Here is a 16696-nt window from a genome sequence, read left to right on the forward strand (position 1 = left end):
AACCTAACGTGTTTTCTGCCTATGGAGCTCCCTCTGGCGCAACCAAATTTCAGTGCATCACCAGCCTTTTCGGCTAATGATGAAAACTGCTGGGAGTTATTTAAATCTGGGAATAGGAATGCCTTTGCCGAATTATATCAAAATCATATTCAGGCATTATTTAGTTACGGCACTAAAATTTGTGCAGATAACCAGGTAGTAGAAGATTGCATTCAGGAGCTGTTTATTTACTTATGGCACAACAAAGAAAATTTAAGCGCTACAAATAATATTAAATATTATTTGTTTAAATCTTTACGCCGCCGAATACACCAGGAACTGGAAGCTGGTAACCGAAAAAATAAATTAAGTACGAGCTTTGCTTATGAACAACTTACAGCCGAAGCTTCGCCGGAATATTCTCTGATAGTGGCCAGCATAGAGGAAAATCAGCGGGAAAGAATGCAGCAAGCCTTACTGGCTTTAACCAAACGCCAACAGGAAGCTATTTATTTAAGGTTTTACGATAACCTCAGTTTTCAGGAAATAGCTGATATTATGGGGCTGCAAATAAAATCGACTTATAATCTTATTTCTAAAGCAATAGAGGAATTGCGGGAACACGTGCAGGTATTTAACCTGTCGCTTTTCCTGCTCATGTTTTTTCCGCTTTAAATTATCCTACACCAGCAGCTTAAATCCCATAACTACTAACCTTCCAATATTGTACTTTATTAAAGTTCAGGTTTATGCCCTGTTAATTCAAAAAAGTGTAATGGTTAGGTTTGATTCTTAGAAAAAGTGAAATATTTAAAAAAGTCTGAAAAATATTGATGGAATTTATAGCCTTTGGCCCTTTGCTATATAAAAGCAGCTGTATACAGGCAATATTTTCTTTCAGATGGATTATACCGGATTTACCGCACCCGATTTTTTACTAGACGATTATTTTCAAAGCTGGGTATTACAACCCAATCCGGAAAATGAAAAGTTCTGGCAAAATTGGTTGTTAGCCCACCCAAATAAGCAACACGAAGTTAAAAAAGCCCGTGAGTTACTTTTATCTCTTGATTTTAAACCAGTTGTATTACCGGCCGAAAAGGTAAATCATATCTGGAACAATATTGAAGTCCGCACCCAGGATACAAAAGTAATACCGCTGGTACCGGAAGAAAGGCCGGTTACCAATAACCAGATTAACTGGCTGCGGGTGGCCGCAATATTTATAGGCGTTTTATTTGCCGGCCTGGCTTTGTGGAAGTTTCAGAAAACCGAAAGTACCCAAATTCGGGTTGCTACGGGCTTCGGCGAAATCCGTACCGTTACTTTGCCCGATAATTCTAAAGTGGTTTTAAACGGGAATTCGGTTTTAAGTTACGCCAGTTCCTGGGATGCTTCCTCAGTACGGGAAGTGAAGTTACAGGGCGAAGCCTACTTTTCGGTTACGCATACGCAAAATCACCAGCAATTTCGGGTTCAGGCTTCAGATGGGGTAAACGTGGAAGTGCTGGGAACAAAATTTGTGCTGACTAACCGGCCTCGGAAAACCAGGGTGGTGCTGAGCGAAGGAAAGGTGAAAGTAGCCGTTGCGGATGCACATGGGGAGGAAAATGGCTCAGAGAGCTCCCCGAAAGGAACCGAAGCAATTATGAAACCAGGGGAACTGGTAGAATTGGGCCCGGACCGCCGTTTAAATAAACGTACTGTTCATAACCCGGCGCTTTATAGTGCATTCCTGCAGCATAAAATTGTTTTTGTAGATACGCCGCTTTCCGAAGTAGCACGGGTTTTAAAAGATACCTATGGGTATCAGGTAACTTTTACCGACCCAGCCCTGGCCACCCGTCGTTTCACTGGCTCTGGCCATCCTAAGAAAATAGATCTGCTTTTAACCGCTATCGAGAAGTCTTTCAGATTAACCATCGAAAAGAAAGGCCGGCATATTACCATAAAACCGGCGTAAGTTTTTCGTCCAGCCCTTACCTAATCACCTAATTTATTATTCACCACAAACATCTAAAATTATGTTAAAACCCTTACGCAAACTACCGCTATTAATGCTGGTAATTTGGTCTGCCGGCCTCATGCCCCCGGCCAGGGCGCAGGTACTTACCGCCCTTAACCGGGGCTTGACCAAACAAAGGAGTACCGGCAAAGAAAGTAGCCGCCAATCTTTGGCAAAAATATTAACCGCTTTCGAGAAGCAGCATAACATAACCTTTAACTACGATAGTGAGCTGTTGTTACCGATTGTGAGTGATTTAAAAGCGCTGGAAGGTCAGACCAAAAATATTGACGAATCCCTTACCAAATTACTGGCGCCGCACCAGCTTACCTTCGAAAAAATATCGGCCAACGATTATATTATAGTTCCGGTCCGGCCGCAACCAAAACCAGCCGAAAAGCCTTTATCCAAACCATCTTCTGGAATATTAGTGGATAAAGTAATTTCGGGTAAAGTAACTTCTGCCAAAGGAGAAGGTTTGCCGGGGGTAACCGTACTGTTAAAAGGAACCTCGGTGGGGGCCACAACGGGTTCTGGCGGTGATTATACCTTATCGGTGCCGGATGCTGGCGGTACTTTAATATTTTCCTTTATTGGTTTTGCTACCAAAGAAGTGGCGGTGCCGCCAGCGGGCGGTACATTAAATATTACCTTAGAAGAAGATGCCAAGGCGCTGGAAGAAGTAGTAGTGGTAGGATTTGGTACTCAAAAGAAAGTGAACCTGACCGGAGCCGTGGCTACCGTTTCTTCCGAAGCTTTAACTTCCCGGCCAATCGGGCAAACTTCGGCCGCTTTGCAGGGAGTAGCCCCCGGGGTAACCGTTACCCAAAGCTCCGGCCGGCCCGGCGGCGATGCGGGTACCATCCGGATTAGGGGAATAGGAACACTGAGTGATTCTAACCCGTTGGTTTTGATAGACGGTATTGAGGGCTCTATTAATAACATCGATCCTAATTTAATTGAATCTATTTCGGTGTTGAAAGATGCTGCTTCGGCTTCTATTTATGGTTCCCGGGCGGCAAACGGGGTTATTTTAGTAACCACCAAGCGGGCAAAGGGCAACCAGCTCAGCATTGGTTACAACGGTTACGGCGGGTTTCAGACCCCTACCAATATGCCCGATATGGTTAATGCCATCGATCACATGTTATTAACCAACGAAGCTTATGTAAACGTAGGCCGGGCCGCGCTTTATTCCGATGCCTTAATAGATAAATATCGCACCGAAGGACCTGCTAACCGCGATTTATACCCCGATACCGACTGGCAAAAAGAAGTAATAACCGGTTCGGGTGCCATGCAAAGCCATTTTATCAGCCTGAATGGCGGGGGCGAAAAAATTCGTTTTCTGACTTCCTTGGGCTATTTCGACCAGCAGGGGCTTATCGAAAGCTCTAATTTCAAACGCTTTACTTTGCGTAACAATGCCGATATTTTGTTTTCGGATAAGTTTAACATGAAGTTTGACTTACAACTGGTAAGCGCCCATACCACCGAACCGGGCCGGGGAACTTCCGATGTTTTTCATTGGATGAACCGGATTCCGGCTAACCAGCTTGGCATTAATTCGGATGGCACCTGGGGCGAAGGCTGGAACGGCGATAACCCGATTGCGTTTAGCCGCATTGGCGGAGAACGTAAAAACAACAGTCCATCGGCGCAATTAAATGTTTCGCTTAATTATACACCTGCAGAATGGCTGCAACTGGAGTTAACGGCAGCGCCCCGGTTTGCCCAATCGAACAACAGCGACTTTAACCGGTCGGTACAAACCTATAAACCAAACGGTGCGGTAAGTTTCCTGGTTCCGGCCAGAAGCACCCTCACCGAGGAGCGCAACCAGGCCTTTTACAATAATTTCCGGGGCACCCTAACGGCTACTAAAACTCTTGGCGGCCATGGCCTGAAATTATTATTAGGTGCTTCTCGCGAAGATTACCGCAACAATATTGTATCGGCTTTCCGCGATAATTTTATTCTGCCGGATTATCCGGTGCTGAATACCGGCTCGGCCAATAACCAACAAGCGCGGGGCGGTGGGGCCGAGTGGGCCCTGCAATCCTTTTTCGGGCGGATTAACTACGATTATAACCAGAAATATTTGTTAGAAGTAAACGGTCGTTACGATGGTTCTTCGCGTTTTGCCACCGGCAATAAATACGGCTTCTTCCCGTCGGTATCGGCAGGCTGGCGCATCTCCGAAGAAGCTTTTATGGAACCGTTGAAAAACGTAGTTAACGAATTAAAATTCCGGGGTTCCTGGGGCCGGTTGGGTAACCAGAATATTGGTAATTATCCGTTCACCTCCTTCATAAATTTAGGCTCTTATACACTGGGTAAACAAATTGTAAATACCGCCGCGCTCAATACCCTGGCTAACTCCGATATCTCTTGGGAAACCACCGAAATGACGGATTTCGGAATTGACCTGACCTTGTTAGATAATTTGTCTTTTACCGGCGATTATTATTTTCGGCAAACCCGCGATATTTTATACACCTTAGATGTACCCCTGATTATTGGTTTAGCAGCACCTTCGCAAAATGTGGGCGTGGTTAACAACACCGGTTGGGAAATGGGGCTTACTTACCGGGGCGCAGTTAAAGATTTTAATTACGATGTAAGTTTCAACCTGTCGGATGTAATAAATGAAGTAGTGGACTTGCGCGGCGTAAACCGGACCGGCCTGACAGTTAGCCGGGAGGGTAACCCCATAAATTCCATCTTTGGGTTAGAAGCTGAAGGCTTTTTCCAGAGCGAGGACGAGGTGGCCGCCCACGCCAAACAATTCGGAACCATTAAACCCGGCGATATTAAGTACAAAGACCAGAACAACGACGGTATTATTAACGACAACGACAACGTAATTATTGGCAGCACTATTCCGCGTTTAACTTTTGGTACTACCATCAACGCCACCTACAAAGGATTTAATTTAAATGTTTTCTTCCAGGGTGTAGGTAAGTCTGACGGATTCCTGTGGCAGCAAGGCATTATGCCTTTCTTCTTAGGCGGTACGGTGCAGGAACAGCACAAAGACCACTGGACTCCCGCAACCCCAAATGCTACTTTCCCCCGCCTGGCCTTTAGCGAAGCCAACAACGAAAAAGTATCGAGATTCTGGCTAAAAGATGCTTCTTACCTGCGCCTGAAAAATTTACAGCTAGGCTATAAACTCCCGACTTCTTTAGTGCAGCGGGTAGGCATGAAAAACCTGCGTCTTTATGTAAATGGCCAAAACCTCTTTACGCTGGATAAATTCTGGAAAGGCTACGATGTAGAAACGCCCGTGGGTATTGGCAATGGATATCCGCAGGTGAAAGTTTACAGTTTTGGTGTTGATGTTAATTTTTAATCAGAAGATAAAATGTTACAGAAAATAAAATATTGGGTTCTGGGTCTCGGTTTGCTGTTTACCGCCCCATCCTGCGATGATTATTTAGAAAAATATCCCCTGGAAGGCCCTTCCGACGCTTCGTTTTTCACGAACGAGAGCGAGTTGTTATTGGCCATTAATGCCTGTTACAGTTCTTTAGCGGTGCACCCCAGCGATAACCTGCCGTTGCCCATGTTGTTAGATAATGCGGCTGATATAAGCTGGGACCGGAATAACAGCGATTTGCAGCAAATAGGAAAAGGCAGCCATGCCAGCAATAATGGTTTTGTGCGCAATGTTTGGCAACAGGCATACACCGATATTGGCCGGTGCAATTTCCTGCTCGATAATATTGATAAAGTAAAAGACAAAACAACGCCCCAACTGTATGCCCGCACCAAAGCCGAAGCCCGTTTTTTACGTGCGTTTAATTACTCGCATTTAGTGGAGCTTTTTGGAGGCATTCCGTTGGTAACCAAAACTTTGAAATTAGAAGAAGCATCGCTGCCTAAAAGTTCTAAAGAAGAAGTGGTAAATTTTATTTTAACCGAACTGGAAGAAGCCGCGGCCGATTTACCGGTTAGTTACGATGCCCAGAATAATGGCCGGGCTACGAAAGGAGCGGCGCTGGCCATAAAATCCAGAACGGCTTTGTATAATGGCAAATGGGAAGTAGCCGCTAAAGCCGCTAAAGATGTAATGGATTTAAACTACCATAAATTACATCCTAATTTTGGGCAGTTGTTTACCTACGCCGGGCAAAATTCAACCGAAATTATTTTTGCTTACCAATATTTAAGAGGCATCCGGACGCACACCGTACCCCAGTGTTTCTTTTCGCGCATGGGCCGGGGTAATTCTAACAAAGTACCCGGCCAGGTGCTGATTGATGCCTACGAATGTACCGACGGATTAACGATTGATAAATCGCCGCTTTATAACCCGCTTAACCCTTTTGTTAACCGCGACCCCCGTTTGGGCTATACTGTAGCTTTACCCGGTTCTACCTTTTTAAATATTAAGTTCGAAACGAATAAAGACAGCTTAAAAACAACTGATTTTAGCACCACACCCGCCAGACGGGTAGATAATGTAGAGGCTACCCATGCCTTTGCAACTTTTACCGGTTATTGCTGGCGCAAATACACCGATATCATTGATCAGGCCGATGTTGTGAACTCCGAGCTGAATATTATTGCGGCCCGTTATGCCGAAGTACTGCTGAATTACGCTGAAGCAAAAATTGAATTGGGGCAACTCGACCCATCGGTTTACGATGCCATTAATGCGGTTAGGCAACGGCCATCGGTAAATATGCCGGCCATTGAACCGGGTAAAACTCAGGCAGAATTGCGGTCGGTTGTGCGCAAGGAACGCAAATATGAGCTGGCGAACGAAGGCTTGCGTTTGTACGACATCCGGCGCTGGAAAATTGCCGACCAGGTAATGAATGGCACCTTTTACGGTCGTATTCCGAAGGGCTTATTAGCCACTGCTCCAGCCATTGATGCCAACGGAACGCCAAACTATGCAACTGTACCAAACAGAGCCGATATGCGGGTAGTGGAACTCAGAGCCTTTGATGCCGCGCGCGATTATTTATGGCCTATCCCGAACATTGAAGTGCTCACCAATACCAATTTAGAGCAGAACCCTAAGTATTAATAGTTTTCGCAAGTAGAATATTTGAAAATGCTATTAGAGAAAACCCAAAAGTTTAGTTAAGCACCTGCAACTCCGGTTAAGCACGAGAACCGGAGTTGCAGCATAACTTACTGTTTTTAACTAACTGAATAAAAAACCGACTAAATGGGATACAAAAAGAAACTTACAGCAATAATGCTGTTTTTGAGCTTGTTCTGCTTACACTTTCCATCAAGGGCACAGCAAAATAATATAACCGAGGTAGATATTTGTATTTACGGCGGTACCTCGGCGGGCGTAATTGCGGCTTATACCGCTAAGAAAATGGGCAAAAGCGTTTTGCTGATTGAGCCGGGCCGCAATCTGGGTGGCATGAGTTCAGGCGGGTTGGGTTATACCGATATTGGAAATAAATACGCTATTACGGGTTTGGCCCGCGATTTCTACCGGCGCATTGGGCAACACTACGGTAAATTTGAACAATGGACTTTCGAACCCAAGGTAGCGGAAGCGCTATTTCAGGAATATATTAAGCGCGGCCAGGTAAATGTACTGTACGAGAACCGGATCGTACGCGCGCAAAAAACCGGGAACCTAATTAAAGAAATTACGCTCGAAAATTCTTATCAGCCCCAAGCCGCCACGAATAAAATTGTGCGGGCCAAAATGTTTATGGATTGTACGTACGAGGGCGATTTAATGGCCCGGGCCGGCGTATCGTTTACCGTAGGCCGCGAAGCCAACAGCCAGTACAACGAAACCTTTAACGGCGTGCAGCTCATGAATGGCCACCAGTTTCCGGACGGTATTGACCCCTACGTGGTACCCGGCGATCCTAAAAGCGGGCTATTATGGGGTATTCATAATTCCGAATTAAAGCCGGCGGGCAGCGGCGATAAAAAAGTACAGGCTTACAATTTCCGGATTGCCCTGACCAATGTACCCGAAAACCAGTTACCCATTACCCAGCCGGCCAATTATGATCCTAAGAAGTACGAATTATTAGTTCGGTTAATGGAGAAAAAACCCTGGACTTCTTTAAGCAGTGGCTTTATCTGGAGCCTGATGCCCAACGGCAAAACCGATATTAACAACCGCAACGGTTTCTCAACCGACATGATTGGCATGAACTGGGATTACCCCGAAGCCGATTATGCCACCCGGGCTAAAATCTGGAACGAACACGTAGATTACACTAAAGGTCTTTTGTATTTTGTAGGCAACGATCCCCGCGTACCGGACCACATTCGGGCCGAAATGAAAAAGTGGGGCTATCCGAAAGACGAATACACCAAAAACGGTCACTGGACACATCAGCTTTACGTGCGCGAAGCCCGGCGCCTGGTTGGTGAACTGGTGATGACCCAGCACCATTGCCAGGGCCGCGAAGTAGTACAGGATGGCGTGGGAATGGCAGCTTATACCATGGACTCGCACAACTGCGACCGGCAGGTAGTAAATGGCATGGTTAAAAACGAAGGGAACGTAGAAGAAGGTGGCTTTGGGCCGTATCCTATTTCGTACCGCGCCATTATTCCCAAGCAAAAAGATGCTGTTAATTTATTTGTGCCGGTTTGTTTATCGGCTACGCACATTGCTTATGGTTCTATCCGGATGGAGCCGGTATTTATGGTGCTCGGCCAGTCGGCGGCCGTTGCGGCCAGCATGGCCATTGATGCCAAACAACCCGTGCAACAGGTTAATATTAAAAAGCTACAGGCAATATTAGCCGCTAATCCGCTGGCCGATGGCAGCACGCCCGAAATACTGGTAGATAACGATAATACCCAAACTACCAAAGTAACCGGTTCTTGGGCTACGAATAACAAAGGTGGCTACGGCCCAACCTATTTAACCAGTGAAGCAAATGCTTCCGGAACCCAGTCCGTACAATTTACGCCCACTATCAGCAAAGCGGGCCGGTACCAGGTGTATGCTTATTTCCCGAAACTTCCGAATGCGAGCACCAACACCCATCTCCAGATTTTCGACGGCAAACAGCAGAAAGATATTTCAATTAACAAAGCCGATATTCAGGTGGTAGGCCAAACCTCCGGTGAGTGGGCGTCTTTGGGTACTTATAACTTTGCCAAAGGTAACCAGGCCTATGTTAAAATATCAAATAAAGATGCCGATGGGGTAGTGGTGGCCGATGCTATCTTATTGGTTCCGGCACCTTAATTTCTGGTAATTAATCTATGCCTGGGCAAATGCTGCCCAGGCAAAATCAAAATAGAAATTTAATTAAGTATAATAATCCTTTAAAACTTTTTCTATGCTAAAAAATCAACTTTATGTTATCTGTTTACTCTTCTGTTTGGGCTTGTTTTCCTGTGGGGGCGAGGCAACCCGAAACAAAAACCAGGCGGGCAACCAGGCTTACCAGGCCGATGTAATTGTTTACGGCGGCAATTCCGCTGCTATTACGGCCGCCGTACAAGCCGCCCGCATGGGCAAAACGGTACTGGTGGTATCACCGGATAAACACCTGGGTGGTTTATCGTCGGGTGGGTTGGGCTTTACCGATACCGGCAAAAAAGAAGTAATTGGCGGCCTGGCCCGGGAGTTTTACCACCGCATTTATATGCATTACCAGAAAGCAGATGCCTGGCAATGGCAGAAGCAAGAAGAATATGGCAACAAAGGCCAGGGCACTCCGGCTATTGATGGTAGCGAACGCACCATGTGGATATTTGAGCCCCACGCCGCCGAAGCAGTGTTCGAAGATTTTGCGAAGGAAAATAAATTAAAAATATTCCGCGACGAATGGCTGAACCGGGAAAGCGGCGTGAAAAAAGAAGACGGAAAAATTACTTCTATTCAAACCCTCAGCGGCAAAACCTTTAGTGGTAAAATGTTTATTGATGCTACCTACGAAGGCGATTTAATGGCGGCGGCCGGGGTGAGCTACCACGTAGGCCGGGAAGCCAACAGTTTATACGGCGAAGAACACAACGGCGTGCAAACCGGTGTGTTGCACCACGACCATTATTTTAAAACCAACATCGACCCGTATAAAACGCCCGGCGATAAAAGCAGCGGCTTGTTGCCACTCATTTCGGCTGAAGACCCCGGCGTGAAAGGGGAGGGTGATAAGAAAGTACAGGCCTATAATTTCCGGATGTGCCTCTCGAACCACCCCGATAACCGCGTACCTTTTCCAAAACCCGAGGGCTACGACCCAGCCCGCTACGAATTATTAGGCCGCGTTTTTGCCTCCGGCTGGCGCGAATTATTCCGCAAATTCGACCCGATTCCGAACCGCAAAACCGATACCAACAACCACGGCCCGGTTAGTACCGACTACATTGGGATGAACTGGGATTACCCGGAAGCTAGTTATGAACGGCGGCGCGAGATAATTAAAGAACACGAAAACTACCAGAAAGGCTTAATGTATTTCATGACCACCGATGCGCGGGTGCCGGCCGATATGCAGCAGGAACTAAAAACCTGGGGCCTGGCCAAAGACGAGTTTAAAGATAATGGTAACTGGCCGCACCAGATTTACGTGCGCGAAGCCCGCCGCATGGTAAGCGATTACGTGATGACGGAAAACGAAACGGTAGGCAAGAAACCGGTTCCCAACCCGGTTGGCATGGGCTCTTATTCTTTAGATTCCCACAATATTCAGCGCTACGTAAAGCCCGACGGGTTTGTACAAAATGAAGGCGATATTGGCATTGGCTTAAAAAATCCTTACCAGATTAGCTACGGCGCAATCATTCCGAAGAAAGCAGAATGCCAGAATTTATTGGTGCCGGTTTGCGTATCCAGTTCTCACATTGCTTATGGTTCTATCCGCATGGAGCCGGTGTTTATGATTCTGGGGCAAAGTGCCGCTACCGCCGCCGTCATGGCCATCGATAAAAATATTGCCGTACAGGACCTGGATTATGAGCAACTGAAAGGTCGCTTGGAGCAAGATAAGCAAACTCTGAGTCAGCCGAAAAAAGCCTTGTAGAAATATGCGGTTAAAGCCCAAAGTAAAGTTAAAAATGCTTACTTTGGGCTAATTTTTTACTTATCCACCAACCTTTGCTATGATTTCATTCTGTCTTTCTGTTGTTGCCTTAGTGGTCGGATATTTTCTGTATTCGAAAGTAATAGAGCGCATATTCGGGATTAAACCCGAACGCCCGACGCCAGCCCTGACCATGACTGATGGGGTAGACTTTGTGCCCATGCCGGCCTGGAAAATATTCCTGATCCAGTTTTTAAATATTGCCGGCCTGGGGCCTATTTTCGGGGCAGTAGCCGGTGCCATGTGGGGGCCAATGGCTTTTATCTGGATTGTGCTGGGTTCGATATTTGCCGGTGGGGTACACGATTATTTTTCGGGCATGCTGTCGTTGCGGCATAAAGGCGAAAGCATTACCGAACTTACCGGCTATTATTTAGGCAATGGCATGAAACAGTTTATGCGCCTTTTTACCTTGCTGCTGATGATTATGGTAGGCGCCGTATTTATTATGGGACCGGCGAAAATTCTGGATAGTATGACCGGCTCCGGCAATATGGCTCTTTGGATAGGCCTGATTTTTGTTTATTACGTGCTTTCTACCATTCTGCCCATCGATAAATTAATTGGTAAAATATACCCGCTGTTTGGTTTTGCCTTGTTGTTTATGGCCTTGGGTATTACCGTAGTAATGCTAAAAAATGGCCTGGCCATTCCCGAAATAAATATGGCGAATTTAAGTAACATGCACGTGAACCCGGCGCAGTTTCCTATTTTCCCGATGGTTTTTGTAACCATTGCCTGCGGGGCTATTTCGGGTTTTCATGCATCGCAGTCGCCGATGATGGCCCGCTGCATGACCAACGAGAAACAGGGTCGCACTATTTTTTACGGCGCCATGATTACCGAAGGCGTGCTGGCATTAATCTGGGCGGCTATTAGCATGAGCTTCTTTGGTGGTGTACGCGAATTAAACGAGGTAATGACCCAGCAAAACGGCAACGCGGCTTTTGTAGTAAACGAAATATCTAATTCACTCTTAGGAAAATTAGGTGGGTTTCTGGCGCTTCTGGGCGTGGTAGCCGCGCCTATTACTTCCGGTGATACCGCTTTCCGGAGTGCCCGTTTAATTGTAGCCGATTTTCTGAAATTAAACCAGGCTTCCTTCCGTAACCGCTTCCTGATTAGTATTCCGTTATTTGCGGCCGGATTAGCTTTAACCTTTATTGATTTTGGTACGGTTTGGCGGTATTTTGCCTGGACCAACCAAACCCTGGCTACTGTTGTGTTGTGGATGGTAACGGCTTACCTGATTCAGGAAAAAAAGAATTTCTGGGTATCGCTGGTGCCGGCGGTTTTTATGAGTGCCGTGGTAACCGCTCATATTTTAGTTGCCCCCGAAGGGTTTAGTCTCCCGGTTGAAATTGCTTATACGGCGGGTGTGGCCGTAGCGCTGGTGCTTTTAATTATTACCCTGCTTAAAGTTTACCGGGTCCGGGATAAACAAAAGGTAAAGCTGGAGACTGTTTAGGAATTTAGAATATTAGATTGTTCTATTCGATAGTTTTCACCTTTGCATCTGACCCTTGCTTTTCTGCTGGCGCAGAATAACCCTTCCGCCCTCCGGGCACCTTCCCTAAATTAGGGCTACGATTAGGACACAAAATGGAGCGGGGAGCTGTTGGGGGTAAATGGCAGATGCAATATTTAGCAATATTCGGATAGAGCGACGGGTCAAGCAAGTAGTAGAAAAGATAATAGAAAAGCAAAGTGTGGTGATACATCAGCTAAGTGCGAGCGAAGCCGAGCAGCGGAGTTACTACCGTCTGCTGCATAACCCCCGTTTGCAGACCAGTCAAATCATTTCGTACTTGCAAGCGGACTGTGGGCGGCAAGTGGAGGTGGGGGCGCATTATTTAGTATTTCAGGATACGACCCAACCTAACTTTGAACGCAACCGGCACAACATTTCCGACCAGCAGCAGCTCGGGGTGATTGGAGATAAGCAGTCCTTAGGCTTTTTCCTGCATCCTTCGCTGGTGGTGCAAGCGGATACTGGCCGCTGCCTGGGCTACAGCCATGTGCAGGTCTGGAGTAGAGAAGCAATGGCGCCAGATAGAAAGCAAAGGCAGTATCAAAAGCAGCCCATAGAAGAGAAAGAAAGCTACCGCTGGATTCAGGCTGCTCAAGCCAGTAAGCAGGTGTTGGCAAAGGCCAGCGCGTTGACCATTATCTGTGACCGGGAAGGCGACATTAGCGAGTTGTTTTTACAAGTGCCCGACAACCAGACCCATTTGCTGGTGCGCTCGAATGCTGACCGCCTGCTGGTCAACGGTGCCGGCAAGCTTTCTACTTTACTGACCAGCCTGCCGGAAGGGGGACGCTACCAGCTACAACTAGCGGGCGAAACCCGCCGCGGCCGCGTAGCCAGGCAAGCGGTAGTGGCTTTACGCTGGGCAAAAGTGGGGTTAGTTATGAAAGGCGTGGGCAAAGCCCTGTATGTGGTAGAAGCCAAGGAAATAGATGCACCCGCCGGGAAAGCGCCCATTTACTGGCGCTTGCTCACGACCCATGCCATCCAAACGCAACAACAGGCGCAGCAGCTAATCTACTGGTATAGTTTACGCTGGAACATTGAGCAGGTCTTCCGGCTGTTAAAGCAGAAAGGCTTGCAGGTGGAACTGCTGGATTTAGAAACCGGCAAAGCTTTAGTGCAACTCACGCTGCTGGCTTTGTTTGCCGCTAGCAAGATAATGCTCTTGCACCTGGCTTCTAAACAGAAAGAAGCCGTGCCGCTGGCAGAAAGCTTTACCCAGCAGGAAGTCGCTTGTATGCAGGCTTTACAAAAACGCTATGAAGGAAAAACAGCCAAGCAGCGGAATCCTTACCCCCAAGACTCTTTACAATGGTGCTACTGGATAATAGCCCGATTAGGCGGGTGGAAACCCCACGAAAAGCAGGCGGGGGTGATTACCCTTTTGCGCGGTTGGAATTACTTCCAGCATATCTTGCACGGGTGGACCCTGGCCCAAAAATTTGTGTCCTAATCGTAGCCCTAAATTAGGGAAGGAGTTCGGCCGAACCGGAATATAGCAGAATAGCTTTGTAGGGAATATTTATTATGTGATAATAATTGAACCTAGAAAGGCAGCAGCTACGAAGCAAACTACACTAGTTTGGGCGATGAGGGCCTTTCAGGTTTCCGGTGCGCAGCATTCCGACGGAGGAGGAAAGGAAAGATGAGCAGCCCGAATGACCAAACGGGGCCCGCGGCCTTGAGCAAACTTAGGCTTTTAAAAGTAGTTAGCACCCGCCCATTGAAAGATGGAATCTTTCAAAAGATTGACAAAAAATATTCATGATTTTACAAGAAATCAGACATTTTCTTACCACTGCAATTTGAACTTTAGCTTAATATTTTCTTTTTTACATTTATGAAAAGACGAACGGCTTTAAAAAGCCTGGCTCTGGTAATGGGCGGCACCATTGCATTACCCGCCTGGGCCAAAGCCTGGAATGCAGATATCCTCTCCAGCAACTCCAATTGGTTGGTTTCCCCGGACCAGCAAGCTTTATTGGCAGAAATAGTAGAAACCATCATTCCGGCCACCAATACCCCGGGAGCAAAAGATTTAGGTGTACACCGGTTTATCCTGACCATGCTCACCGACTGTTACGAGAAATCGGCCCAGAACCGCTTTGTAGAGGGACTGAAAGAACTAGACGAAACTGTAAGAGCAAGTTACGGCAAGTCGTTTGTTACCTGCACCCCTGCCCAGCGCCTGGAAATATTAAAAGCCCGCGAAGAAGTTGCTAAAATATTACCCCCCGAAAAAGAGCCGTTTTTCCCTTTCTTAAAAAATATAACCATTCAGGGATATTTAAACTCTGAATACGTGATGCGTGAGGTTTATAAATACGAACTGGTGCCGGGCCGGTACAATGGCTGTTTTCCGGTAACTGCATCCGCTAAAAAATAAAGTTATTACACCCCAAATGGCAAATTTAAATACCGATAGCATCAAAAACCGCACGTACGACGCCATTGTAATTGGTTCGGGCATTAGTGGTGGCTGGGCCGCCAAGGAACTTACCGGCAAAGGCCTGAAAACCCTGGTACTGGAGCGCGGCCGCGATGTAAAACACGTAACCGATTACCCTACCACCTTTAAAAACCCGTGGGAGTTTGAACACCGCGGCCAAGTGCCCCTGGAAATTACCAAAGCTAACCCCATTATCAGCCGGTGCTATGCTTTCCGCGAAGATGCCATGCATTTTTTTGTGAAAGACCAGGAGCACCCGTACGTGCAGGAAAAACCTTTCGATTGGATTAGAGGCTACCAGGTGGGCGGCAAATCGTTGCTGTGGGCCCGCCATACCCAGCGCTGGAGCGATTTTGATTTTGAAGGTCCGGCCCGCGATGGTTTTGCCGTAGACTGGCCCATCCGGTATAAAGATATTGCCCCCTGGTACAGCTATGTCGAGAAATTTGCCGGTATATCGGGTAACAAAGATGGCTTGCCGGAGTTGCCGGATGGCGAGTTTTTACCACCGCTGGAGTTAAACTGCGTCGAGAAATATTTTAAAGACCAGGTAAAATCTAAATATCAGGACCGGCACGTGATTATTTCGCGGTGTGCCCACTTAACCGAACCCCAAGCCATTCATCACCAGCAGGGGCGGGGCAAATGCCAGAACCGGGTGTTGTGCCAGCGAGGCTGCCCCTACGGCGGTTATTTTAGCAGCAATGCTTCTACTTTGCCTTGGGCCGCTAAAACCGGTAACTTAACCATGCGCCCGCAGGCCGTGGTGCAATCTATTATTTACGACGACCGCAAAGGCAAAGCCACCGGGGTAAGGATAATTGATGCAATTACCAAAGAAGCCATTGAGTTTTACGCACCCATTATTTTTGTAAATGCCGCGGCCATTAATACCAATTTAATATTACTGAATTCAACTTCCAGCCGTTTCCCGAATGGCCTGGGCAATGACAGTGGGGTGTTGGGCAAATACGTGGCCTTCCATAATTACCGGGCGCGGGTATCGGGTTCTTACGAGGGCTTTTTAGATACCACCACCGATGGTCGTCGGCCGACCAGTGGGTATATTCCCCGTTTCCGGAACGTGTTTAAACAAGAAACCGACTTCTTACGGGGTTATGCGGCTGGGTTTAGCGCCAACCGGGGGCAGTACCAAAGCCGCAACGGCTTAGGCGCAGAGTTAAAAGAAAATTTATTAACGCCGAAATTAGGCAACTGGAGTGTGGGCAGCCACATGATGGGCGAAACCATACCGAAAGAAACCAGTACGCTAAGCCTGGACCCGGCGCTGAAAGACGAATGGGGCATACCGCAATTACGGTTCAATATTGGCTACGACGACAACGACGAGAAAATGGTAAAGGATTACCTGGAGCAGATTTCGGATATGTTTACCAAAGCCGGTTTCAAAAATATTACCACCTCCGATTCCAAACAGGCACCGGGCCTGGATATTCACGAAATGGGCGGCGCCCGGATGGGCAAAGACCCCAAAACTTCTATCCTGAACAGCTGGAACCAGATGCACGCCTGCAAAAACGTATTCGTGACCGATGGCGCTTGTATGACTTCTACCGCTACCCAGAACCCTTCTTTAACCTACATGGCTTTAACCGCGCGCGCGGCTTATTATGCGGTAAAAGAACTGAAGAAAAGAAATTTGTAATTGGGGTTATAAAATAAATATT

General features: G+C 47.1%; 10 protein-coding genes. All 10 read left to right on the plus strand.

The window, feature by feature from the left end; genetic code table 11:
- Nucleotides 1-21: 21 nt before the first annotated feature.
- A complete protein-coding gene (locus tag F0145_RS04840) occupies nucleotides 22-654 on the plus strand; it encodes an RNA polymerase sigma factor (protein WP_150087167.1) in 633 nt (210 codons plus the stop codon).
- A gap of 226 nt (nucleotides 655-880) precedes the next feature.
- Nucleotides 881-1942, plus strand: a complete 1062-nt coding sequence (locus F0145_RS04845; protein ID WP_150087168.1) for a FecR family protein — start codon at nucleotides 881-883, stop codon at nucleotides 1940-1942.
- A 61-nt stretch (nucleotides 1943-2003) separates the two neighbouring features.
- Nucleotides 2004-5339 carry a SusC/RagA family TonB-linked outer membrane protein gene (locus tag F0145_RS04850; protein WP_150087169.1) on the plus strand — a complete coding sequence of 1112 codons (3336 nt, stop codon included), beginning with the start codon at nucleotides 2004-2006 and terminating at the stop codon, nucleotides 5337-5339.
- A gap of 12 nt (nucleotides 5340-5351) precedes the next feature.
- Nucleotides 5352-7025, plus strand: coding sequence for a RagB/SusD family nutrient uptake outer membrane protein (locus tag F0145_RS04855; RefSeq protein WP_150087170.1), 1674 nt, complete (start codon nucleotides 5352-5354; stop codon nucleotides 7023-7025).
- A 144-nt stretch (nucleotides 7026-7169) separates the two neighbouring features.
- Nucleotides 7170-9185, plus strand: coding sequence for an FAD-dependent oxidoreductase (locus F0145_RS04860; RefSeq protein ID WP_223815819.1), 2016 nt, complete (start codon nucleotides 7170-7172; stop codon nucleotides 9183-9185).
- Nucleotides 9186-9279: 94 nt separating this feature from the next.
- On the plus strand, nucleotides 9280-10968 hold the full coding sequence (locus F0145_RS04865; protein WP_150087171.1) for an FAD-dependent oxidoreductase: 1689 nt from the start codon (nucleotides 9280-9282) through the stop codon (nucleotides 10966-10968).
- Nucleotides 10969-11047: 79 nt separating this feature from the next.
- A complete protein-coding gene (locus F0145_RS04870) occupies nucleotides 11048-12496 on the plus strand; it encodes a carbon starvation CstA family protein (RefSeq protein WP_150087172.1) in 1449 nt (482 codons plus the stop codon).
- A gap of 160 nt (nucleotides 12497-12656) precedes the next feature.
- Nucleotides 12657-14012 carry an IS4 family transposase gene (locus tag F0145_RS04875; RefSeq protein ID WP_150087173.1) on the plus strand — a complete coding sequence of 452 codons (1356 nt, stop codon included), beginning with the start codon at nucleotides 12657-12659 and terminating at the stop codon, nucleotides 14010-14012.
- Nucleotides 14013-14399: 387 nt separating this feature from the next.
- A complete protein-coding gene (locus F0145_RS04880) occupies nucleotides 14400-14945 on the plus strand; it encodes a gluconate 2-dehydrogenase subunit 3 family protein (protein WP_150087174.1) in 546 nt (181 codons plus the stop codon).
- Nucleotides 14946-14961: 16 nt separating this feature from the next.
- Nucleotides 14962-16674 carry a GMC oxidoreductase gene (locus tag F0145_RS04885; protein ID WP_150087175.1) on the plus strand — a complete coding sequence of 571 codons (1713 nt, stop codon included), beginning with the start codon at nucleotides 14962-14964 and terminating at the stop codon, nucleotides 16672-16674.
- The last annotated feature ends 22 nt before the right edge of the window (nucleotides 16675-16696 follow it).

It is taken from the genome of Adhaeribacter rhizoryzae, assembly GCF_008629685.1.
Classification (GTDB): domain Bacteria; phylum Bacteroidota; class Bacteroidia; order Cytophagales; family Hymenobacteraceae; genus Adhaeribacter; species Adhaeribacter rhizoryzae.

What these genes read in the sequence shown, in the direction of transcription:
- F0145_RS04840 (WP_150087167.1), top strand. Translation starts at nt 22, where the DNA reads ATGGAGCTCCCTCTGGCGCAACCAAATTTCAGTGCATCACCAGCCTTT.
- F0145_RS04845 (WP_150087168.1), top strand. Translation starts at nt 881, where the DNA reads ATGGATTATACCGGATTTACCGCACCCGATTTTTTACTAGACGATTAT.
- F0145_RS04850 (WP_150087169.1), top strand. Translation starts at nt 2,004, where the DNA reads ATGTTAAAACCCTTACGCAAACTACCGCTATTAATGCTGGTAATTTGG.
- F0145_RS04855 (WP_150087170.1), top strand. Translation starts at nt 5,352, where the DNA reads ATGTTACAGAAAATAAAATATTGGGTTCTGGGTCTCGGTTTGCTGTTT.
- F0145_RS04860 (WP_223815819.1), top strand. Translation starts at nt 7,170, where the DNA reads ATGGGATACAAAAAGAAACTTACAGCAATAATGCTGTTTTTGAGCTTG.
- F0145_RS04865 (WP_150087171.1), top strand. Translation starts at nt 9,280, where the DNA reads ATGCTAAAAAATCAACTTTATGTTATCTGTTTACTCTTCTGTTTGGGC.
- F0145_RS04870 (WP_150087172.1), top strand. Translation starts at nt 11,048, where the DNA reads ATGATTTCATTCTGTCTTTCTGTTGTTGCCTTAGTGGTCGGATATTTT.
- F0145_RS04875 (WP_150087173.1), top strand. Translation starts at nt 12,657, where the DNA reads ATGGCAGATGCAATATTTAGCAATATTCGGATAGAGCGACGGGTCAAG.
- F0145_RS04880 (WP_150087174.1), top strand. Translation starts at nt 14,400, where the DNA reads ATGAAAAGACGAACGGCTTTAAAAAGCCTGGCTCTGGTAATGGGCGGC.
- F0145_RS04885 (WP_150087175.1), top strand. Translation starts at nt 14,962, where the DNA reads ATGGCAAATTTAAATACCGATAGCATCAAAAACCGCACGTACGACGCC.